Source organism: Candidatus Methylacidiphilales bacterium (assembly GCA_028713655.1).
GTDB lineage: Bacteria > Verrucomicrobiota > Verrucomicrobiia > Methylacidiphilales > JAAUTS01 > JAQTNW01.
In genome coordinates, this window is sequence record JAQTNW010000013.1 from 23,241 (window position 1) to 44,307 (window position 21,067).

21 protein-coding genes are annotated in these 21,067 nt (G+C 55.9%); 12 read left to right on the plus strand and 9 right to left on the minus strand.

Annotated features, from left to right (window positions below):
* Window positions 1–7 precede the first annotated feature (7 nt).
* From PHD76_05830 to ptsP, 7 genes are all read left to right on the plus strand, one after another.
* Window positions 8–856 (plus strand): hypothetical protein, encoded by an 849-nt coding sequence (locus tag PHD76_05830; protein MDD5261352.1) that lies wholly within the window; start codon window positions 8–10, stop codon window positions 854–856.
* Between the two features lie 480 nt (window positions 857–1,336).
* The gene (coaE, locus tag PHD76_05835; GenBank protein MDD5261353.1) at window positions 1,337–1,939 is read left to right on the plus strand and encodes a dephospho-CoA kinase; all 603 of its coding nucleotides are present in this window, start codon (window positions 1,337–1,339) and stop codon (window positions 1,937–1,939) included.
* A 351-nt stretch (window positions 1,940–2,290) separates the two neighbouring features.
* Window positions 2,291–3,538 carry a transcription termination factor Rho gene (gene rho, locus PHD76_05840; GenBank protein ID MDD5261354.1) on the plus strand — a complete coding sequence of 416 codons (1,248 nt, stop codon included), beginning with the start codon at window positions 2,291–2,293 and terminating at the stop codon, window positions 3,536–3,538.
* A gap of 55 nt (window positions 3,539–3,593) precedes the next feature.
* Complete coding sequence (gene galE, locus PHD76_05845; GenBank protein ID MDD5261355.1) at window positions 3,594–4,574, plus strand: UDP-glucose 4-epimerase GalE; 981 nt, start codon at window positions 3,594–3,596, stop codon at window positions 4,572–4,574.
* Complete coding sequence (gene hprK, locus PHD76_05850; GenBank protein MDD5261356.1) at window positions 4,571–5,533, plus strand: HPr(Ser) kinase/phosphatase; 963 nt, start codon at window positions 4,571–4,573, stop codon at window positions 5,531–5,533. Before galE ends, hprK begins: the two co-directional genes overlap by 4 nt.
* A 12-nt stretch (window positions 5,534–5,545) precedes the next feature.
* A complete protein-coding gene (locus tag PHD76_05855) occupies window positions 5,546–5,842 on the plus strand; it encodes an HPr family phosphocarrier protein (protein ID MDD5261357.1) in 297 nt (98 codons plus the stop codon).
* A gap of 244 nt (window positions 5,843–6,086) precedes the next feature.
* A complete protein-coding gene (gene ptsP, locus PHD76_05860) occupies window positions 6,087–7,853 on the plus strand; it encodes a phosphoenolpyruvate--protein phosphotransferase (GenBank protein MDD5261358.1) in 1,767 nt (588 codons plus the stop codon).
* 266 nt (window positions 7,854–8,119) lie between these two features.
* On the opposite strand, the gene PHD76_05865 is transcribed toward ptsP, so the two are convergent.
* The 7 genes from PHD76_05865 to PHD76_05895 all read right to left on the minus strand — a co-directional run bounded on the left by PHD76_05865 (window position 8,120) and on the right by PHD76_05895 (window position 14,670).
* On the minus strand, window positions 8,120–9,526 hold the full coding sequence (locus tag PHD76_05865) for an aspartate aminotransferase family protein (protein ID MDD5261359.1): 1,407 nt from the start codon (window positions 9,524–9,526) through the stop codon (window positions 8,120–8,122).
* A gap of 73 nt (window positions 9,527–9,599) precedes the next feature.
* On the minus strand, window positions 9,600–9,800 hold the full coding sequence (locus PHD76_05870) for a hypothetical protein (GenBank protein MDD5261360.1): 201 nt from the start codon (window positions 9,798–9,800) through the stop codon (window positions 9,600–9,602).
* A gap of 319 nt (window positions 9,801–10,119) precedes the next feature.
* Window positions 10,120–10,656, minus strand: coding sequence for a hypothetical protein (locus PHD76_05875; protein ID MDD5261361.1), 537 nt, complete (start codon window positions 10,654–10,656; stop codon window positions 10,120–10,122).
* Between the two features lie 28 nt (window positions 10,657–10,684).
* Window positions 10,685–11,692 carry a flotillin-like protein FloA gene (gene floA / locus PHD76_05880; GenBank protein ID MDD5261362.1) on the minus strand — a complete coding sequence of 336 codons (1,008 nt, stop codon included), beginning with the start codon at window positions 11,690–11,692 and terminating at the stop codon, window positions 10,685–10,687.
* A gap of 57 nt (window positions 11,693–11,749) precedes the next feature.
* Complete coding sequence (locus PHD76_05885) at window positions 11,750–12,205, minus strand: NfeD family protein (protein MDD5261363.1); 456 nt, start codon at window positions 12,203–12,205, stop codon at window positions 11,750–11,752.
* Window positions 12,202–13,626: a serine protease gene (locus PHD76_05890; protein MDD5261364.1), complete on the minus strand. Its 1,425-nt coding sequence runs from the start codon at window positions 13,624–13,626 to the stop codon at window positions 12,202–12,204. Before PHD76_05890 ends, PHD76_05885 begins: the two co-directional genes overlap by 4 nt.
* Before the next feature lie 75 nt (window positions 13,627–13,701).
* Complete coding sequence (locus PHD76_05895; GenBank protein MDD5261365.1) at window positions 13,702–14,670, minus strand: serine/threonine-protein kinase; 969 nt, start codon at window positions 14,668–14,670, stop codon at window positions 13,702–13,704.
* A gap of 149 nt (window positions 14,671–14,819) precedes the next feature.
* Between PHD76_05895 and mqnC the strand changes: the two genes are divergently transcribed.
* The 4 genes from mqnC (at window position 14,820) to PHD76_05915 (ending at window position 17,186) form a co-directional block, all read left to right on the plus strand.
* Window positions 14,820–15,911 (plus strand): dehypoxanthine futalosine cyclase, encoded by a 1,092-nt coding sequence (mqnC, locus tag PHD76_05900; protein ID MDD5261366.1) that lies wholly within the window; start codon window positions 14,820–14,822, stop codon window positions 15,909–15,911.
* Between the two features lie 77 nt (window positions 15,912–15,988).
* A complete protein-coding gene (locus tag PHD76_05905) occupies window positions 15,989–16,432 on the plus strand; it encodes a DUF5069 domain-containing protein (protein MDD5261367.1) in 444 nt (147 codons plus the stop codon).
* 110 nt (window positions 16,433–16,542) lie between these two features.
* Window positions 16,543–16,785 (plus strand): hypothetical protein, encoded by a 243-nt coding sequence (locus PHD76_05910; protein ID MDD5261368.1) that lies wholly within the window; start codon window positions 16,543–16,545, stop codon window positions 16,783–16,785.
* A complete protein-coding gene (locus tag PHD76_05915) occupies window positions 16,782–17,186 on the plus strand; it encodes a PIN domain-containing protein (protein MDD5261369.1) in 405 nt (134 codons plus the stop codon). Before PHD76_05910 ends, PHD76_05915 begins: the two co-directional genes overlap by 4 nt.
* A gap of 321 nt (window positions 17,187–17,507) precedes the next feature.
* Here the strand turns inward: PHD76_05915 and leuA are convergent, their stop codons facing one another.
* The gene (gene leuA, locus PHD76_05920) at window positions 17,508–19,181 is read right to left on the minus strand and encodes a 2-isopropylmalate synthase (GenBank protein ID MDD5261370.1); all 1,674 of its coding nucleotides are present in this window, start codon (window positions 19,179–19,181) and stop codon (window positions 17,508–17,510) included.
* 318 nt (window positions 19,182–19,499) lie between these two features.
* Here leuA and PHD76_05925 point away from each other — a divergent pair, with 318 nt between their 5' ends.
* The gene (locus PHD76_05925; protein MDD5261371.1) at window positions 19,500–20,258 is read left to right on the plus strand and encodes a hypothetical protein; all 759 of its coding nucleotides are present in this window, start codon (window positions 19,500–19,502) and stop codon (window positions 20,256–20,258) included.
* A gap of 85 nt (window positions 20,259–20,343) precedes the next feature.
* On the opposite strand, the gene PHD76_05930 is transcribed toward PHD76_05925, so the two are convergent.
* A complete protein-coding gene (locus PHD76_05930; GenBank protein ID MDD5261372.1) occupies window positions 20,344–20,859 on the minus strand; it encodes an RNA-binding protein in 516 nt (171 codons plus the stop codon).
* Window positions 20,860–21,067: the final 208 nt, after the last annotated feature.

The following is a 21,067-nucleotide window of genomic DNA, read 5'->3' on the forward strand; positions in this document are numbered from 1 at the left end:
TGATTATATGAAGCGGGTTCTGTGGCTTCTTCTGTTTTCCTTGTTTCTCCCTCTCAGCCTGCGGGCCGAAGTGGTGTCCAAGGTTTTCAACTACGGCAACGCCGATCCCGCCGAGGTGGAGCAAGGCTTGAAACAGGTTTTGTCTCCCACCGGAAAAATGGTCATCCTCAAGCCCGAACGCAAAGTGCTGGTGCAGGATGAGACCGCCTATGTCGAGACGGCCGAGGCGATTATCAAGCAACTGGCCGCGCCGCGGCCTAACGTTAAAGTCGAAGTTTTGTTCGATGAAGACAGTTCCCAAACGGACCGTTCCGCCGGTGTTCAATGGCGCACAGGTGGTGGCGGCATTCATGCGGGAAACCGGCCGGGGCCCGGGAATTCCGTCGATATCAACCTGATGGACAGGAGTACGACCCAAAGCAGCCGTTCCGGACAGTTTCTGGTGGTGCAAAGCGGAAAATCCGCGAGCATCCGCGTGGTGCAGGAAGTGCCGTTTTTGAATTACTTTTATCAATACGCGCTGGATCACGCCTATGTGACGCCGGAGGTGCATTGGCGTTCCATCGGCTCGCAACTTTCCGTCACCCCGCGGGTTGTGGGGGACAGGATCGAGGTGGAGCTCATGCCGCAGATCAGCGCGCTGGTGGACGCGAAATGCGAGATTATCGATTACCGTGACTTGGCGACGGTGGTGACGGTGGCCAACGGGAGCGAGGTGGCCATCGGCGGGTTCAAGGGTGCGTCGGATGAATTCAACCGGAGCTTTTTTTCCGGAGGCGGACGGAACGGGCGCACTCAAAGCTCGGGGTTCCGGGTGCGGGCTTCGATTTTGCAGGAAATTCCGGCGGAACCCTAGGCGATTTTCCGGGGCTGATTTTAACCGCAGATGGCGCAGAGTCATGCAGATGAAACTGGAATACGAACCACGAAGACACCAAGGTACGAAAAAGACAAAAATATTTTTTACAGGAAGATCGCAAAGGACGAGAAGGTTTAGGCAAAGGCATTTTCTCTCACAGAGACGCAGAGGCGCGGAGGAAAATCAGATGGAAATGAAGAATTCTGAATGTTTCATAATTCTTAATTTAAACTTTTGAATTTCATCGTGCACCCATCCCCCTGAAAAGGGGGAAGACAAGGGGGTTTGTGTTTGCCCGCGAAACGACGCGAAAGGAAGATCCGCCAGAGGACGGATTCGTCCCGTGTGCGAACAAAAGACATTTTTGAACCACGGATGGACACAGATAAACGCAGATGGGAAAGAGAAAGTTATTCAAAAGTCTAACGCCTTTTGATCTGTGCAAATCTGCATAATCTGTTGATGAATAAAAAGCCAATGAACAAATTTTGCATCACAGGCGGGATCGCGTGCGGGAAAAGCGCGGTGTCGGATTTTCTCCAGAAGAAGGGTTGGGAGGTCATCGATACCGACCGGATTGCGCGGGAGCAACTGGAGCCCGGCACGGAGGGGCATAAAAAAACAGTTGACGCTTTTGGGGTAAACATCCTAAATAGGTCGCATCTGGTTGACCGGACTCTCCTCGGTCGGATGGTTTTATCTGATCCTGAGAAGAGAAAGTTGTTAAATTCGATCCTTCATCCGCTGATCCGTTCTGTTTGGAATAATCGCCTGCAGCAACATTTGCGGAATTCCCCGGGGGTTCCCGTGGTGGTGGTGATTCCACTGCTGTTCGAGACGGGGGGCGAAGATCGGTTTGACTCCGTGGCATGCGTGGCCTCTCCCTTTGAATTTCAATTGGAACGGTTGCAGCAGCGAGGCATGAACGAAACGGAAGCGCGTCAGTGGATTCGGGCACAGGAGCCTGTGGAGGAAAAAATCAGAAAAAGCCACGTGGTTCTATGGAACAACGGAAGCTTGGAATTATTAAACCACCAGACCGAACTGCTTGAACAGGTTTGGCTCGCACAAAACGAATAGGATATTTTTATGGCAAACGAAGATGAAATCAAGGGTTCGGCCCAGGCTGAACCGACCGGCAATCGCGAACCGCTGGATGTCGCGCAACCCTACAGCTCTGAAAACAGGGGAGGGCGGGGCGGTCCACGCGGCCAGGGAGGCCAGGGCGGGCCTCGCGGACGTGGCAGGGGATTCCACCATCGTGGACGCCGGCGCCAGTACGACGACCAGCCAGATCCCGGTTTCCAGCCCGAAAGTTCCTCGGAACAGGGTCGCGAGCCTTACGGCCAGCCTTTGCCTGAGGTCTCCAATGGCGAACCGCTTGCGCCTGGCGAAGAATTGCCGCCCGGTGTGGAGCTGCATCTCGGCGACCTGCAAAAGCTGTCGATCATCGAGCTCAGCGCCATGGCCACCGGATTCAAGATCGACAACATCGGCACGCTGCGCAAACACGAATTGATTTTTGAGATCCTGCGCCGGAACGCCTACCGCAAGGGCCGGATGTTTGGCGAAGGTGTGCTGGAAATCCTGCCGGACGCCTACGGGTTTTTGCGCTGGCCGATCCATAACTATACGCCCTGTCCCGAGGACATTTATGTTTCCCCGTCCCAGATCCGGCGTTATGGCCTCAAGAAAGGCGATTTGATCTCCGGCGAACTGCGTCCGCCACGCGACAAGGAGCGCTATTTTGCGTTGTTATCGGTCGATAAGTTGGAGGGCGAGGTTCCTGAAAAGGCCAAGAGTGTCATTCACTTCGACAACCTGACACCACTGTTCCCGAACCGGCGCATCATGCTGGAAACTTCCGGCCCCAAGGCGGACATGGCGATGCGGGCCATGGACCTCATCACGCCGATTGGGTTTGGACAGCGCGGTTTGATTGTGGCGCCGCCGCGGACCGGCAAGACCGTTCTGATGCAGAAGGTGGCCAATACCATCACGACCAACCATCCGAACGCCTATCTGATTGTGCTCTTGATTGACGAACGCCCGGAAGAAGTGACGGACATGAAACGTTCCGTCAAGGGCGAGGTGATCAGTTCCACGTTTGACGAACCGCCGGAGCGCCATGTGCAGGTGGCGGAAATGGTCATCGAGCGCGCCAAGCGCCTGGCTGAGCGCAAAGTGGATGTCATCATCCTGCTGGACAGCCTGACCCGGCTGGCCCGGGCGTACAACACGTTGCAGCCGCACAGCGGCAAGATTTTGTCGGGTGGTGTGGACGCCAACGCGCTGCACAAACCCCGGCGTTTCTTCGCTGCGGCCCGTAATCTCGAAGAAGGAGGCAGCCTGACAATCATCGCCACGGCGCTGGTCGATACCGGCAGCAAGATGGATGAAGTCATTTTCGAGGAGTTCAAGGGCACCGGCAACATGGAAATCAATCTGGACCGCGCTTTGGTGGACAAACGCGTGTATCCGGCCGTCAACATTCCCAAGTCGGGGACCCGCAAGGAGGAATTGCTCTATCATCCGGACGAAACTCCCAGGATACATGCCTTGCGCAGGGCGCTCAGTTCGCTGCCGCCGGTGGAAGCCATGGAAATCCTGCTCGACCGCCTGAAAAAGACCAAGAGCAACGCCGAATTCCTCATGGCGATGAATTTGAAGGACGCCTAGTAGCCTGCATTTTCTCGTGACTTCCGCCTGACACGGCCTAATTATTTTTCCACTTATGCGTGTTTTTGTTACAGGCGGGGCCGGGTACATCGGCAGTGTGTGTGTGGAGGAACTCATCAAAACCGGACATGAAGTCCTGGTATTTGACAATCTGGAGGAAGGCCACACGGACGCGGTCCATCCCAAGGCGGAGTTTTGCAAGGGGGACATCAACCACTTTGAACAGGTGAACCGGGCCGTGGCCGGGTTCAAACCCGATGCCGCCATTCACTTTGCGGGCAAGGCGCTGGTCGGGGAGTCGATGACCAATCCCTACCTTTATTACCAGACCAATGTTTCCGGCGGGGTCAACCTGTTGGAATCCCTGGCGCGGAGCGGCTGCAAGAAGATCGTTTTTTCCTCATCCTGCGCCACCTATGGGTTGCCGGAAAAAATGCCGATTGACGAGCGCTGCCCCCAGAAGCCGATCAATCCTTACGGCCATTCCAAGCTGGTTTTCGAGCAGATACTCAAGTGGTACGAGCAGGTGCATGGGATTGTTTTCACAGCGCTGCGCTATTTCAACGCCGCGGGGGCGACGGAAATGAACGGCGAGGACCGGAAGATCGAGACCCACCTGATCCCGAATGTTTTGGATGTGGCGCTGGGCAAGAAGGAATCCATCTCGATTTTTGGCAGCGATTACAACACGCCGGACGGCACCTGCATCCGCGACTACATCCATGTGGTGGACCTGGCGGACGCTCATATCAAATCATTAGAGAGAACGTCCGGAGGTTTTTACAACCTGGGCACCGGGGAGGGATATTCCGTCCTGCAAGTGGTGGAAGTGGCGCGCAAGGTGACGGCGCATCCCATCCCGGCGGAGATGATGGACCCGCGCCCCGGAGATCCGCCGCGCCTGGTGGCCAGTTCCAACCGCATCAAGATGGATCTGGGTTGGAAACCGCGTTTCAACAAGATTCAACAGATTGTGGAAAGCGCATGGGCCTGGCGGGTCAGGCATCCGTCCGGTTACAACAGCGCGCATAAATGAAGCCCCAAAAAAAGCAGGAAAATCCCCAGGTGACGGTCGGGCAATTTTACGCCCGCCACTCCAGCGCCTTGCAGCTCAAGCTGATCGCAGGCGCCCAGGGGATGAACCGGAGGATCACCGAGGGTTCGGTGAACCGCCTGGGCCTTGCTTTGACCGGCTTTTATAAATATTTCGCCAACCGCCGTGTGCAGATGATCGGCAAGAGCGAAATGGCCTTTTTAAGCTCACTGCCGCAGAATTTGCGCCGCACCCGCATCCGGGAAATCCTGGACCGCAAAATCCCGTGCCTGATCATTGCGCGGAACATCAGCCCGCCGGCTTTTCTTTTGGAGGAGGCGGAAAATCACAGCGTCCCGGTATTTTGCTCGCCGGTCATCACCATGCGCCTGGTCAATCGGGTCACCATCCTGCTTGAGGAGGATTTTGCCCCTGTGACGACCCTGCACAGCAGCATGGTCGATATCCAGGGGATCGGGGTTTTGATCCGCGGAGAAAGCGGGATCGGGAAAAGCGAATGCGTACTGGGTTTGATTGAGCGCGGGTATTCGCTGGTTTCGGACGACATTACCAAGATCAAATGCATTGAGGGCCGGGAATTGACCGGGACATCAAACGACCTGACCCGGCACTATATCGAGGTGCGCGGAATCGGTATCCTGAATGTGGCCAGCATTTTTGGGGCCAGCAGCATTCGTTATCAAAAACGCGTTGATATGGTGGTTTCCCTGGTCGAGTGGTCCAAGGTGGAAAATGTGGACCGGATCGGTTTGGACCAGGATTTTTTTGAGATATTGCAAATTAAAGTTCCCCATGTAACAATTCCAGTGCGGTCAGGACGAGACTTGGCCGGGTTGGTGGAAGTGGCCGCCTTGGACCAGAAACTCAAGAGTATAGGCCATCATTCCGCCTTTGAATTTAACGAGCGTTTGCTCAACAAGATGCAACAACGAGAATCCTGAAAAATGGGCGTGATGAATAAAAAAGTTGGAGTTGGCGGCAACGCCAGTGAAAAAATCATGGTAATCCTGAACAAACTGGGCTTGCATGCCCGTCCGGCCGCCATGTTTGTCCGTGTCGCGAACCGTTTTCCCTGTGAAATCACCGTTGAAAAAGACGGCGAAGAAGTCAATGGCAAGAGCATCATGGGCCTGATGATGCTGGCAGCCGGTTGCGGCTCCCGTCTCAAAGTCATCGCTGCGGGCGATGAAGCCCCCCAGGCCCTCAAGGAACTGGAAGAACTCATCCAGCGCAAGTTCGACGAGGAATAAGCGTCCATCCCGCTAATCTTCGGATAAACCTGCTTCTCCTTCGCGTCCTTCCCGTAAAAAATGTCTTTTGCCTTTCTTCGTGGCTTCGTGTGAGACCCTGTGCTGGTTTTTATCCGCGTGCATCTGCTCGCGACGCATGTCGGAGTCCGTGGTTCAATTCCGGTCTTTGGTTTTGACTTGTTGTAAATTCTTTTTTCGCACCGCTTGCCATTTGCCATGCTTCTTATAGCATAGCCTCCAGAAAATGGCGTTGCATCAATCAGGCACTGATCTCAAAATCAAGGGCATCCCGGTTTCACCCGGAGTTGTCCACGGTACTTTGGCCATTTTAACACGCGAGGAACTCTCGATCCCGCGTCGCCAGATCAAGCCTCAGGAAGTTCCCGGCGAAATCGCCCGCTTTGAATCCGCGCTTGTCAAAACACGCCAGCAGATCCTTGAAATCAAGGAACATCTCTCCGCCTCCATCGGAGAGAAGGACGCCAGTATTTTCGACGCACATCTGCTCGTAGTCGAGGACGGCAGTTTGCTGGAAGCGGTGCGGAAACAGGTGGAATCCCGGTTGTTGTGCGTCGAGCATGTCTTCCATCATCTGATTCAAAACTATGCGCAGACCATGCGCGACATGGACGACGTGTACCTGCAAGAGCGGGCGGCGGATATTTTGGATGTCGGGCGGCGAATCCTCAGCAATCTCATGGGGACGGCAATGTCGGATCGTTATGACCTGGAAAAGCCGTGCATTATTCTTGCGCACGATCTTTCGCCTTCCGATACCGCGGTTTTGGACCGCAGCAAGGTTCTTGGATTTGCCACCGACATCGGCAGTCGTACTTCGCACACAGCCATCATGGCGCGGTCTCTCAACATCCCGGCCGTGGTCGGGTTGAAGGAAGCCTCCCAGACCCTCGATAACGAGGTGGAAGTGATCCTCGACGGTTATCAGGGCCTCCTGATCATCAATCCCAGCGAGCAAACCAAGTTTGAATACGGCAAGATTGGCGAGAAACGCCACCTGGTGGAGGAGAAGCTGGGACAATTGCGGGGCACTGAGGCCGTCACCCGTGACGGCCACAAGGTGATTGTTTCAGCCAATGTCGAGTTGCCGGAGGATTTTCACCTGATCCAGGCCGCCGGTGCGGAAGGTGTCGGGCTTTATCGCACTGAATTTTTATTTCTCAATAGACTGGAACTACCAACGGAGATGGAGCAGTTGGAAATGTATCGCAAGGTGATTGAGGCAGCGCGGCCGTATCCGGTGATCTTCCGAACCCTTGATGTCGGGGGAGACAAGATGCTCGACCATCTTGGAATGTCTGAGGAATTGAACCCGTTCCTGGGCTGGCGCGCGATACGCTACTGCCTGGAACGCAGGGATGTGTTCCGGACCCAGTTGAGGGCGATATGCCGTGCGGGTGCGGGAACGAAGATACGCATCATGTTTCCCATGGTCTCCACGTTCGAGGAACTTCTGCAGGCAAAGGAATTGCTTCGGGATGTGCTGATCGAGCTTGGGCGGGAAAATGAAGGGTTTAGCAAGGAAATCGAAATCGGAACGATGATCGAGACCCCGGCAGCCGCCATGATTATGAACCATCTGGCCCGCGAAGTTGATTTTGTCAGCATCGGCACGAATGACCTGATCCAGTACACGCTGGCGGTTGACCGCAACAATGAAAAGGTGGCGTACCTTTACCAGCCGACGCACCCTGGAATTATCTCGTTGATCCGGCATATTGTGACCCAGGCGCATGAGGCGAAAATATGGGTCGGCGTTTGCGGTGAGATGGCGGGTGAAGTCATTCTGACGCCGCTGCTTCTGGGGCTGGGGGTTGACGAACTCAGCACCGGATCGGTTTATATCTCACGCATCAAAAGCGCCATTCAAAACCTGAACTATGAGGAAATGCGCAAAATGGCGGATGAAGTCTCCATGCTCAATACTGCTGCGCAGGTCATGGATCGGCTCAAGCAGGTTGCCGTTGCCAACTTTGCCGAATTGTTGGATTAGCCTGCATATTTCATACTCATTTCAATGGTCAACCTGTTAGCGCCGGGACGTAATAGCGGAAAGACACGAGCTGGGCATATGCAGGCTATGTAACCCGGATGTTCCTGCACCCCAGTTCCCGCCATACTTTGGAGCAGGGCACTTTGAAGCGGCTTTCTGAAGCGTGTGAAACATCCGGGTTAGGATTGGATCCTCACGGTTTTTTAACGCAAGGCGCCTGCGACGCTCTCAAGGGTGCGATGGAAATCTTGAAACTGGGACTGGTTTCAGATCGCGGCCGCTTTTTTGTTGTAACCCGAGGTGATGGCGGCTTTGACGAGGCCTGAGCCGAATTCCCAGAACGGTCCGGGGAAGCTGGCAATATTCCCGACCACATCATCCAGCGCGTTGACAAAACGTTCGATTTCCTCGTCGCCGATAATCAGCGGCGGCAGGATTTTTAACACATCCATGTGATGTCCGGCCACCTGCGTCAAAATGCGATGCTTCGAGAGCAGTTGAGTGACGACCATTTGCGGGAAAAGCCCCTTGTCCACGGCGTGGACCGCTTTCCAGGCCACTTTCAACTTGAGGGAAGAGGGTTCCTTGAACTCGATTGCAATCATGAGCCCCTTGCCGCGTATTTCCTTGATGATGTCGTGCTTTTCCTGAAGGCTGCGCAGGCGCCGTATGAGTTGCTCGCCGCGTTTTGCCGCGTTTTCCACGATTTTTTCATCGTCCAAAATTTCCAATGTCGCAAGGCCGCAGGCCATCGCCAGGTTGTTCCGCCCGAATGTGGTGGAATGGACCACGCAACGGTCGAGGCTGGAAAAAACTTTTTGATAGATTTCGCGGCGTGTGACAAACGCGGCGGCAGGAACATAGCCGCCGCTGAGCGCCTTAGCGATGGTGAGAATGTCAGGCTCCAGGTTCCAATGCTGGAAGGCGAAGAACTTGCCCGTTCTGCCAAGCCCGGTTTGCACTTCATCGGCGATAAACAACGCCCCGTATTTGCGGCACAGCGCCTGGGCTTTCGGGAAATAATCGTCGTCGGGGATATAAACGCCCTTGCCCTGCACCAGTTCGGCGATGAAGCAGGCGACATCGCCCGCGCGCAGCTTGCTTTCGAGGTCTTCGAGATCGTTGTTTTTGACCTGTTCGGCGCCAGGCAGGAAGGGACCGAAACCGTTCTGGAAATTTTTATTGCCGGTGATCGAAAGGGAACCGTAACTCAGCCCGTGATACGAATTTTGCAATGAGAGAATGCGGGTGCGGCCGGTTGCGCAGCGCGCGAACTTGATGGCGCCTTCGACGGATTCGGTTCCGGAATTGCAAAAGAAGACCGCATCGAGACCCGGCCCTGTGCGTTTGGTGAGAGCTTCAGCCAGGAGCCCGCTGAGCAGCGCGCAATCCATTTGCACCATGTTGGGCAGGTCCATATCGAGGACGTCCCGGATGACTTTTTGGACCCCGGGATGGTTCCGCCCGATATTGAAGACACCGTAACCGCTGAGGAAATCGAGGTAGTCCCGCCCGTCCATGTCATACAGATAAGCTCCCTGGGCGCGGGCATAGACCTTGTCGAACCCGATTGTCCTGAGCACCTTGACGAGTGTACGGTTGACGTGTTGATCGTGCAGATCGTAATTTTCCCCGAGTCGGGAAGTAACCAATTCCTTGATATCGAGAGGCATGGGGTGATGAATATGAGTTGTATTGGCCTATGATGCAAGCCGGGATTGATTCGGGGGTTTTGCTGCTCTGCGTCTATTCCTTGAATTCGTTGACCTTCGTCGCTTCGACTTCGATGATTTCGCCCTTTTTGGCGCGCTTGAACCGTTCCTCCGGCCCGATGCTCTGACCGCCGTGTTTCAGGTCATGGATGGCGCGTAAAAAGCGGGTCAATTTACCCAGGGCAATCGACACAACCACCAGCAGGACAACCAAAGAAATGATCAATCTGAACATGGGAATATAAGCCACAAGCTATCAGCCGGCGCCGGATTTAAAAGAAAAAATCATATTGCTTCATGCGGCATCATCGCGAGAAACCAAACCTTTCAAAAAGGTGTTTTGAGCGGGAATGAACGTGAAATTTTGGAGTGCGCCCGCCACGGCGGACGCTTTTTACTCACGACGCATGTCGGAGTTGCACTTTTGCGGAAAATCCAAAGCGGTGTCGCGCCTTCGGCTTGCCACCGCACTCCAAATTGGCAGATGCAGATCCGCATTGAGCGAGGTTTTAGTCCGAAACATGTGAATTTTTCCATCCGTAGGCTGGAAAAATTCACCCTCTCAGGCCAACGGGCGTGGAGAGAATTTCCTTCAACACAACCGCATCGCGCAGGGAAGGCTTGTCGCGTAGAAACAACCGGAGTTTTCCCGGTGGCTTGGCCGTTTCCACAGACTGCAAGGGACCGGCATTTCCGCCCGTTTTCAGGTGGCGCCGGTCGCCGGGCTGCCCGCCCGCCCGCGTTTCGAGATTCGTTTCAGGAGGAATGATTTCGTCAAATTTTGACATGGGCCGGTCGGGCATGGGCACTCGCGTGGGAGTTTTGACCGGACGGTGCGTTTGCGCTTTTTTAACGGGCGGCAACGGAGGTGGAGGCGTCACCTGAGTCTGGGCCGGGGGAATTGCGGGCTTTTGGCCGAGCGCCTCCATCAGATCATTCCACTCCGTGCGCGGCGCCGGCGCATGATCCGAATTTGGATGTGCAGGTGGAGTGTTAGGATGATCGTGCTCTTTTAATTTGTTCCTGGCCATCCACTGAACCACGGCGCCGCCAATGACGAGCACCGGTATGATGAGGTCGCCGAGGTTCATGGTTCAGCCTTCAGTTTGTGTTCCGATCTCAGCTCTGCTTCGGAGTTCCCGGCGCCGAGTCGGTGGCGATGGCGGAACGCATGGCGGTGTCGGCCTGGATATTTTTATATTTCATGTAATCCAAAATTCCGAGATTTCCGCTGCGGAATGCCTCGGCCATCGCCATTGGAATCTGGGCTTCCGCCTCGACGACTTTGGCGCGCATTTCCTCAACGCGGGCTTTCATTTCCTGTTCTGTCGCGACAGCAGCCGCACGGCGGACTTCCGCACGGGCCTGGGCGACGCGCTTGTCGGCTTCAGCCTGGTCCGCCTGCAACCGGGCGCCGATGTTTTCGCCGACATCCAGGTCCGCGATGTCGATGGAAAGAATTTCAAAGGCGGTTCCGGAATCCAGGCCGCGCTGAAGAACCGTTTTGGAGATTTTATCGGGAGCTTCGAGCACGTCCTTGTAGGTGTCGGAGGAACCGATGGTCGTGACAATGCCTTCGCCGACGCGGGCAATGATGGTCTCCTCCGTGGCGCCGCCGACAAAGCGGCCCAGGTTGGTTCGCACGGTCACACGGGCGCGGGCGCGCAGGCCGATGCCGTCCTTGGCGACTGCTTCGATTGTGGTTTTGCCGGAGGCGGGATTCGGGCAGTCGATGACACGCGGGTTCACCGAGGTACGCACGGCCTCGAAAACCGATTTACCGGAACCGGAGGTGGCGAGGTCGATGGCGCAGGCGCTGTTGAAGTCGAGGTTCAGCTTGGCTTTGTCGGCCGCAATCAAGGCCCTGACTACTTCGTTCACGTTGCCACCCGCGAGAAAGTGGGTTTCCAATTGGCGGCTTTCGACATTGATGCCGGCGCGCACGGCGGTGATGCGGGCATTTACGATGAGGGAACTGGGGATGTTCCGGAAGCGCATCGCGATGAGGGTCATGATGCTGACGGGCGCTCCGGAGGTCCATGCCCGGATCCAGAGCCCGAAAAAGTTGAAGATGATGACCAGCGCAACGAGGACGACGACGCCTATAATGATCCCGATGAATGACATAATAATTTTTCCTTGGGTTGTTTGAGATTAAGATTAAAAAATCCGATCAGAGAGCTTCTATAGTTTGCGAACCATGATACGCGCGCCGTCCACTTTCACAACCTTTATGTCCGTGTCGGGAGGAATGGGCTGCCCTTCGGTGATCACATCCACCCGCCGCCCCTGGATTCGTGCCGTGCCGGAAGGACGCAGCAGGCTCACGGTTTTTCCGGTGCTGCCCAGCAGGCCCGCATTTTCATCCGCCCTGGGAGCGGAGGTGTTGTCCAGGCTCAAGACTTTGCCGAGCGCCGAACGCGGAAAATATTTCATCCAAAGCAGAAACAGGATGATGCCGAGGGAGAACTCCGCTCCAAGCACCGAAAGGCCCGCATTGGCGCCATAAATCGACCAGGCCCTGGCGGCCGCGCCCAACAGGCAGACGATACCCAGAATCCCGGCGATCAGGCCCGGAAGAAAAATTTCCGCCGCCAGCAACAGGATTCCGGCGAGGATGAGGCTGACAATTCCGATCATGCCGCCTCCACGATGATATGGCCGCCTTCCGTCTGGATCACGCGGATACGCTGTCCGGATTGGATGAAATCACCGAGCGTGATGACATCGACCGGTCCGTGCCCGAAGTCGGCTGTTCCACTGGGGCGCAAAAGGGTCAGACTCATGCCGGTATCGCCAACTCCGATGCCGCTGGGTTCCTCGGCGGTCGTCGTGGGGTTGACCGTTTGCAGCACCAGCCTGTGATAGAGCGGTGTCTTGGGTAAAACTTTTGCCAGCACCCACATGCCGGCCAGTGTGATCGCAAATGAGATCCCCAGCTTGGTCATGGGAATCTCCAGTTGCGGCATGGTGGGCATCACGGGATCCGTGGGATATTTGTCCACCATGGCTTTTAAAATGGAAATCAGAATCAGCGCCGCGCCGGCCAGACCGGGAAGGATGTGGCCGGGCAATACGAACAATTCAATGGCCAGCAACAATACGCCAAAAAAGAACATCATGACGTATTCGTAGCCCGACAATCCGGCGATGTATTGGCCGAAAAAGAAGACCAGGGCCAGAGCCACCGCGCTGATTCCAAAAACTCCGAAGCCGCCGGTTTTGAATTCGATGTACCCGCAGAGCAAAGCTCCGGCGAGCAGAAAAGGCGAGATCATGACAATAAAGCGGCCGAGTTGTTCAAAGCCCGTGGGTTCGATTTTCAGCACCTTGGCCTGCCCGCCGCCAATTTCTGTGATGAATGCGTCGAGGCTGGATACAGTCCCGGCGCTTAAAAGAGGCTGGGGCGGATTGCCATACCGGGCTTCGGCTTCCTTGCTCGTGAGAGTCAGCAGTTTGCCTTTGGGGAGAAGTTCCTTACCGTCGATGAGCAGCCCCTGCTCGCGGTCCACCATGGCGTCGAAGACGGCGGGATTGTGGCCCTGCCGTTCGGCATTCGCCCGGACCAGGCCGCGGACGGCTGAAGTCATTTTTTCCTCGACGCTTTTGGATACGGTTTCCACGCCGCCGCCGCCGGACGACATGATGATGGGCGTGGCCGCGCCTATCACGGCACTGGGTGCCATATAGATTTTATGGGTCGCAGAGGCGATGAAGGCACCGGCGGAAAAGGCCTTGGTGTCGATGTAGGTGTAAAGCTGGTCCTGATGCTGGAAATGGTTCAGAATGGCAATAATTTCCTCCGTATTATCGATCCGCCCGCCGTTGGTGTCCATGTGCAGGATGACGGCGTCCGCCTGCTTGTCGATGGCCTCCTTGATTCCGCGCCGGACAATGAAGACCATGGAAGTGTCGATATCATCGCGGATGGGGATGACATAAATGAGGGAAGGCTTGGCGGGGGTGGGGGCTGGCAGTGGTGACTGGGCGGTAATGGCAGCGGGTTCAGACCAGCAGACCGGGCTGATACAGACGAGGATGAGGCAAAGGATGCGTTTCATAAGTGGAGGACGGGCGCGGGGCGCATCATCCATAAGGTACATCAATAGACAACGGCAGGCGTCTTGCAAGATTTGTTAGCGATTAAAGAGCCGTCCGAGAAAACTTTTCTCGGCAGGTTTGTCTGGGACCACAGACGCCGACTCCATCTCCACTTCCGGTTCGGGGATGGCGAATTCCTCGGGCCGGGCTTCCTTGCTCAGGCGCAGGCGGATTTTTGTGAGTTCAAAAAGCGCAGCCTGGTCGGAGGCGGGCCGGTCTTCCGGTTTTTTCGCCAGCAGCCAATAGACCCATTGGCACAGGGTTTCATCCAGATCTGGTTTGTAGTCGTGAAGCGAGGCCGGGGTTTGGTGAAGATGTGCTTTCGCGAGCGCCATCATTTCATCCACTCCCGGGAAGGCGATGGCGCCGGAAAGGGATTGGTAAAAGACATGGCCGAGGGAATAAAGGTCGGAGCGCGCATCAAGGGGCTTTTGGGTCAACTGTTCCGGTGAAATGTAATAAATGGAACCGTAAAGCTCCTCGTTTTCTCCCACATGTGCGGTTTCCTCCACAAGCCTGGCAACTCCGAAGTCGAGGATTTTGACGGTGAAATTGGGGTTCGGATAGTTGTGCAACATCAGGTTCGCCGGCTTGATGTCGAGATGCAGCAGGTGCCTGCGGTGGGCGGCGCCCAGGCCCTCCAGGCATTGCGTGGCAAAATGCAGAAAGGTGTTTTGGTCAAAAGGCGTGTTGCGGATGATTTCCGACAGACACGGCCCGTCCACAAATTCCAGCACGAAAAAATAGCCCCGGCTGTCCATGGAAAAATCCAGGATGCGGATGATGTTGCGATGCCGCAGCTCGGAGAGCACTTTGGCTTCACGCTGCGTTTGCTCAATGACGGAAGCCGGGATTTGCTTGTCGTCTTTCAGGCGCTTGACCGCGACCCGGGTCTGGCTTTCCCTGTCCAGGCAGAGATAGACTTCGCCCAACCCGCCGACTCCGAGCAGGGAAAGGACCTCGTAACGGCCCGCGATGACATCTCCTGGTTCTTGCAAGCCCATGTTGTTAATGCCGAGCAGTGTAGGGTTGGGTTCGATTCCGGCCTTGTACTTATTGGGAAATGGCGTATCCTTTTTTGCTGATGCGCCGAATCAGGTTAAGGGTGGAGTAAAACCGGGTTCTGGAAAGTCATTTTTTTTACATGGATTTTATGATAGCACCGTTGGTTCAACAGAAAACAGTCGAAAAGGTACTGATGGGCGGGCGGGTCACTCGTGACGAAGCCCGGGAGTTGTATGATCTGCCTCTGCCCGAGCTTGGGCGGCTGGCGGACGAGCGCCGCAAACAGATCAAAAAAGGCTCCTATGGCGGGCGCGGGAACGAGATTGTCACTTACATCATCGACCGCAACATCAACTACACCAATGTCTGCAATGTGTATTGCAAGTTCTGCAATTTTTATAGAACGGAAAAGGATGAAGACGCCTACATTTTGACCCACGGGCAGATCGACGAAAAAATCGACGAGCTGGTGGCATTGGGCGGAACGCAAATTCTCATGCAGGGCGGGCATCATCCCGATTTGGGAATCGATTTTTATCTGGATCTGTTGGGCCATATCAAAGCCCGCTACCCGCAGGTGAACATTCACGGATTTTCACCGCCGGAATTCAATCATTTCGCCTCCGTTTTTAACATGCCAATGGAGGAAGTGATCCGGAGGTTCAAGGAAGCGGGTTTGGGCAGCATTCCCGGCGGCGGCGGAGAAATTCTGGTCAACCGGATACGGGAACGGATTTCGCCCTTGAAATGCGACGCGGACCAGTGGCTTCGCGTGATGGAACTGGCGCACGCGCAGGGTTTGAATTCCAGCGCCACAATGATGTTCGGCCATGTGGAAACGGTCGATGACCGGCTGGAGCATTTGCAGCGCTTGCGCGACCTGCAGGATCGCACGCACGGCTTCACCGCTTTTATCTGCTGGACCTTTCAGGCGGAGGGCACTGTCTTGAAGGCGGAGACGGTGGGTTCGCACGAGTATCTGCGCATGCAGGCGCTGGCGCGCATCTTTTTGGACAATTTTGATAACGTTCAGGCTTCCTGGGTGACGCAGGGGCCGCAGATCGGACAGGTGGCGCTCAAATTTGGCGCCAACGACTATGGCAGCCTGATGATGGAGGAAAATGTGGTCTCGCAGGCGGGGGCGAGCTTCCGTCTGACCTTGGATGACATCAAACGCCATATCACGGCAGCCGGCTACGAACCCCACCAGCGCAACAACTGGTATCAGTTGTTGAATTAGCCGGTTGCACCACGAGCAGGGTGTTTGTTGGCCGAAAAAAGTTGGCGCTCACTCCATTTTTCGACTAGTTTTTCTGCATGTCAAAAATCATTCCTCTTATCAGTTCAGGCGTCGCGGGGCCGTTGGGTGTGTTGCATCTGCCCCGTCTCTGGTTGAAAGTCTCACTCGAAGCGCGTGGCAAGCTGGCCGACGGATATCCCGGCATCGGCGCCGGCTACGACTCGATGGTCATCAAAGGCCTCGGCCTTACGCCCGAAGCGGTGAAGGATTTTATCAGCACGAAACGTCCGAGCTATCCCGAGTTCGAGGCTTGGATTGCCAAACAGCCGGGCGTGAAGCTCGACAAAGCGAATGTTCACAAACTGAATCTTTCCATCGCGGGCTACATCCACGATGACGCCACGCGCAAGCAGATCCTCTCCGAGAACGGGTTGAAGGACGATGGGACGGTGCTGTCGGATGCCATTGATCTCAACAATCTGGACGACTGGTGTCTTTTCCATCAGGCCGAGTTGAAGTAACAGCCGCGAGTAAAAGCTGTTTACCGCAGAGTCGCCGAGTCCGCTGAGAAGACAGCGGAAGCATGGTGCGCATCTTGACATTTTTCCAATCCGGTAATACCGTAATACCCATGACCACGCTCACATTCAAGGTGGATGAAGACGAGGCGCGGAGCCTGCACATGGCCGCCCGTCGCGCGAAGTTGACGCTCTCGGAGTATTTGCGCAGGCAGATTCGTGTGAATACCGCCAAAGCGAAGCCGGTGGGGCAGATTAAATGCCGCCACACCGGGGCCATGATTTTCGCCCCGGCTCCGCAGCATCCGCCGCTGACCACGAAGGCGGTGAGGAAAATGCTGGCTGACTTTCCATGAAATACCTGCTGGATGTGAATGTGCTGGTGGCCTGGGGCTGGGCCGACCATGCGGATCATGACCGCGTGGCACGCTGGGTAAGCAAGGTGAGGAAAAAGGGTGGAGATGGCCTGCTGACTTCGGCCATTCCGCAGTTGGGGTTTGTGCGGGTTTCGGTGCAGCGCACGGGCGGACAGGTTTCACCCGAGGCAGCGGGCCGGGTGCTGTCGGGCATGTTGCAGTCGCTGGGCGCCAGGCATGAGTTTATCGCCGATGACCAGGAAGCGTCCCAACAATGGCCGTCGTGGTGTCATGGCGCATCCAGAACCACGGATGCTCATCTGCTTGCGCTTGCCAAGTCGCACGGGGCGGAGTTGGCGACGCTGGATCTGGAAATTCCGGGCGCCGCAGTCATTGGTTGAAATGAGGCGCAGCGCAGAGCGCAAGGAACAAAGCGAAGGCTTGTCCGCAAAAAGGCGCAAAATACGCAAAAGGGGAAACGCGAAATCAAATCTGTGATGCGCTTGCTTCGTCAATGTCAAGCGTTGACTCCCTTTCCTTGGTTCAGATGCGCAGCGGTGCAGGCAGGATGCGGTAGTGTTATTGGTTCGCCAGGAGCGCGGGCATCCTGCCCGCAGTCGAAGGCGTCCCGCCTGCGACACTGCCTTCCGTTCGGCAACTCCGACATGCGTCGCGAGTGTTCCAGATGCCGAACGGTGCGACCGGGCCGGTCGCGCTCCTTATCAAGAAAGAATGGAATCAGCCAGCCGGTTCACGGCGCTGAGCACGGCTTTGATTGACGCCAGTTCGATGCTGGTATCCACCCCGGCGCCGAAGGCGGTCTTGCCGTTTTTGTCCCGGACCTGGATGTACGCAATGGCGCTGGCTTCAGCCCCGGAACCCAGTGAGTGCTCGGAGTAAAAAACCACCTCGAACGGTTTTGCGCCCGCAGTTGTCAGGCCATGCACAAAGGCCGCTATCGGCCCGTTGCCTTCGCCGGTGACATCGATCCGCTTGCCGTCCTTCAAAACCGTCGCGCGGCAGCGCAGCAGTCCCTTGGTTCCGTCGGCATGGAAATGCTCCAGCACATAAGGAGCACGGCGCTCGATGTATTCCTTCCAGAAAAAGGCGCGCAGTTCCGAGGCATCGACTTCGCGCCCCAGCCGATCCACTTCCTCATTGGCCAGCTTGCCAAACTCAATCTGCAGCGGTTTGGGCAGATAAATGCCGTATTCGCTTTCCAGCAGATACGTGATGCCGCCCTTGCCGGACTGGCTGTTGACGCGGATGACCTCGCTGTATTCGCGAGTGATGTCGGACGGATCGATGATGAGATAGGGCACGTCCCAAAGGCCGTCCCTGGATTTTTTCATCGCGGAAAAACCCTTCTTGATCGCGTCCTGGTGTGAGCCGGAGAAAGCCGTAAAGACCAACTCGCCGCCATAGGGCTGGCGGGCCGGAACTTCCATTCCCGTGCAGTGCTCGTACACCTCGCGCAGGCGGGGGAGATCCTTCAGCTTCAATCCGGGTGAAATACCCTGCGTGTACAAATTCAACGCGACGGTGACGATGTCCAGGTTGCCGGTGCGCTCGCCGTTGCCGAACAAGGTGCCCTCGACCCGTTCCGCGCCCGCGAGCAAGGCCAGCTCGGTCGCCGCCACGCCGGTGCCGCGGTCGTTGTGCGTATGCACGCTGATGATGACCGATTCCCGGTTTTTCAAATGGCTGATGAACCATTCGATCTGGTCGGCATAGACGTTGGGCATGGCCACTTCAACCGTGTCTGGCAGGTTCAGGATCATTTTTTTGTCAGGAGTCGGCTGCCAGACGTTCATGACAGCCTGGCAGACTTCCAGGGAGAATTCGACTTCGGTGGCGGAAAAGCTTTCTGGTGAATATTGAAAAACCACATCCGTCCCTATCAGGCGTGGCACGCGGTCCTTGATCCATTGCGTACCGCGGACGGCCACCTGCACGATGTCAGGCTTTTCCATGCCGAACACGATGCGGCGTTGGGCGGGCGATGTGGAGTTGTAGAGATGAATGATGGCCTTTTTGGCGCCGGTCAGCGATTGTACCGTGCGTTCGATCAATTCCTCACGCGCCTGCACCAACACTTGGATCGTGACGTCGTCCGGGATGCGGTTTTCCTCAATCAAGCGGCGCATGAATTCAAATTCGGTGTTGGAAGCGGCGGGGAATCCCACTTCGATCTCCTTGAAGCCGGTTTTGACCAGGGCATCGAAGAACTCCAGTTTCTGCGCGACATTCATGGGAATGGGCAGGGCCTGGTTGCCGTCGCGGAGATCGACGCTGCACCAGATGGGGGCGCGTGAAAGCGTGCGTGTGGGCCATTGGCGGCCGGGCAGGACGACCGGCGGGAAAGGCCGATATTTTTTGCTGGGGTCTGTTATCATAAAAAAACCATTAAAATGTTAAGTTAGTAAATTAAGCAAGTCATTAAGTCAGGCTATGCGAAAAACCGTCGGGAGAAAAGCCTGGAGCTCGAGGAGCTGGGCGGCGCGTTATAAAAGCAGACCGTACCGGCTCTGGAGTCCAGGGCGGCTAAGTCGTGCGAGAGCGGTATAACGCGTGTGCATGATTTATTCTTTATTAACGCGGCAAATCGGGTATGTCAAGGAGCAGATGACCAACGTCTTTTGAACCACGGATGGACGCAGATAAACGCGGATATGAAAGGCTAGGCCTGAGATTTGAAACTGAAAACTTGCAACTTGAAACTTCACCCTTCCAGGTTTTGTACATTCCTGAATTATGCCGCACTTGTGCTGCTGCTTTCCGCATCCATGGCGGGAGTGCAGGCAGCGCCACCCACGGTGGAGCAGGTGAAGGAATTGCGCCAGAGGTATGAGCAGGCAATCCGACTCTACCAGGAAGGAGAGTATAGCAAATCTATAGAGCTTTTCGAGCACAATCTCGCCGTAGATTCCGCGTCGAAGGGTTCGCTGCTTTTTTCCGGGCTGGCTTATCTGCAACTGGGCCAGTTTGAAAAGGCTGATGAACGATTCGTCCGATTTCTCAAATTGGAGCCTCTGAATGAAGTCGGCTTGATCGGCGCGATCAAAGCCAGGCAGACGCTCGGCCAAGCCGCTGAGGTGGAACGCCTGCGGAAAATTTTGCAGGACGAACGCGATTCCGGAAAAAATCCCAGGTTGAATGCCCTCCTCAGCTATGAGCGCCAGACGATTCGGCTTCCCGATGGCTCGCAAATTTCCATCCTGGAAAATCTGGATAAAAACGGGACGTATGTGTGGGCGTATTTACTGGTGGCTTCGGACAAAAAAGTGGTCAAGAGAAGGCTGGAGCTGGCGCCAGCCCCGCCGGAAACCGCCGGAGTGAAGTTTTTGCTTGGGGAAGTGCAAAGCGAAGGCGGGAAAACGACGGGCTACAAGATCCACCGTTTTTACACGGCGCTGCCATCGTTTGAGAAGGCGCGCGAAGAAGCGGTGAAGCTGTTGGAAAGTAAGCAGTAAAAGCCTTGGGCGGGACGCCCAAGCCACAAAAAAACCCGCCCTGTTTCCAAGGCGGGTTTTTGCTTTCTCCGGTTTGACCCGAAAATTATTTCTTTGAGCCGGCCACTACAATCTGGCGGCCCATGAAATCGGTCCGATGATATTTTTCGGAGGCTTCCTTTGCTGTTTCCAGGGAGCCCATTTCGACAAAGCCGAATCCCTTCGAGTTGGAACGGGCGTCGCGTACGATTTCGACATTGATCACCTGGCCAACCTTGGAGAAGTGATCGAACAGATCGCTTTCCGAAGTTTCATAGGGCAGGTTGCCGATGTACAGGCGCGGGGTCAGCACCTCGGGCTTTTCGTTGGACTCGGGCCGGGGCTGGCGTTCGCTCCGTGCCGCGAAATCCGGACGTCCATTCGCCCTGTTTCTATTCGGGGCCTGTGCATTGTCCTTTTTGCCCAATCCCAGCAGCTTGCTGAAGAAGGCGATCACAGGGTTGGTTTTGGTTTGGGGCTTTTGGCCCGGGTTGCGATTGCGGTCTCCGGGGTGGGGGCGCATTCCGCCGCGACGGCGGCGTCCGCCGCCGGATCTGGGGCGGCCCGATCTTTGCATGTTCATGTTACAAGTTTGCCCAAGGAAGGATCTGCGAATCCGAATTCGGATTTAAAAGCCTGCGGCGCAGGTCAGGCACTCTGATGGGAAGGGTGGATCAAAACGCAAACCCTTGGAGCCAGTCCAACTCGGAACATGAGGACTTTCTCCATTTCTGGCGCAGATCCCGGTGAGGGGACCGGCAAAATTTCCGATAATTCAGCCAAGGTCATAA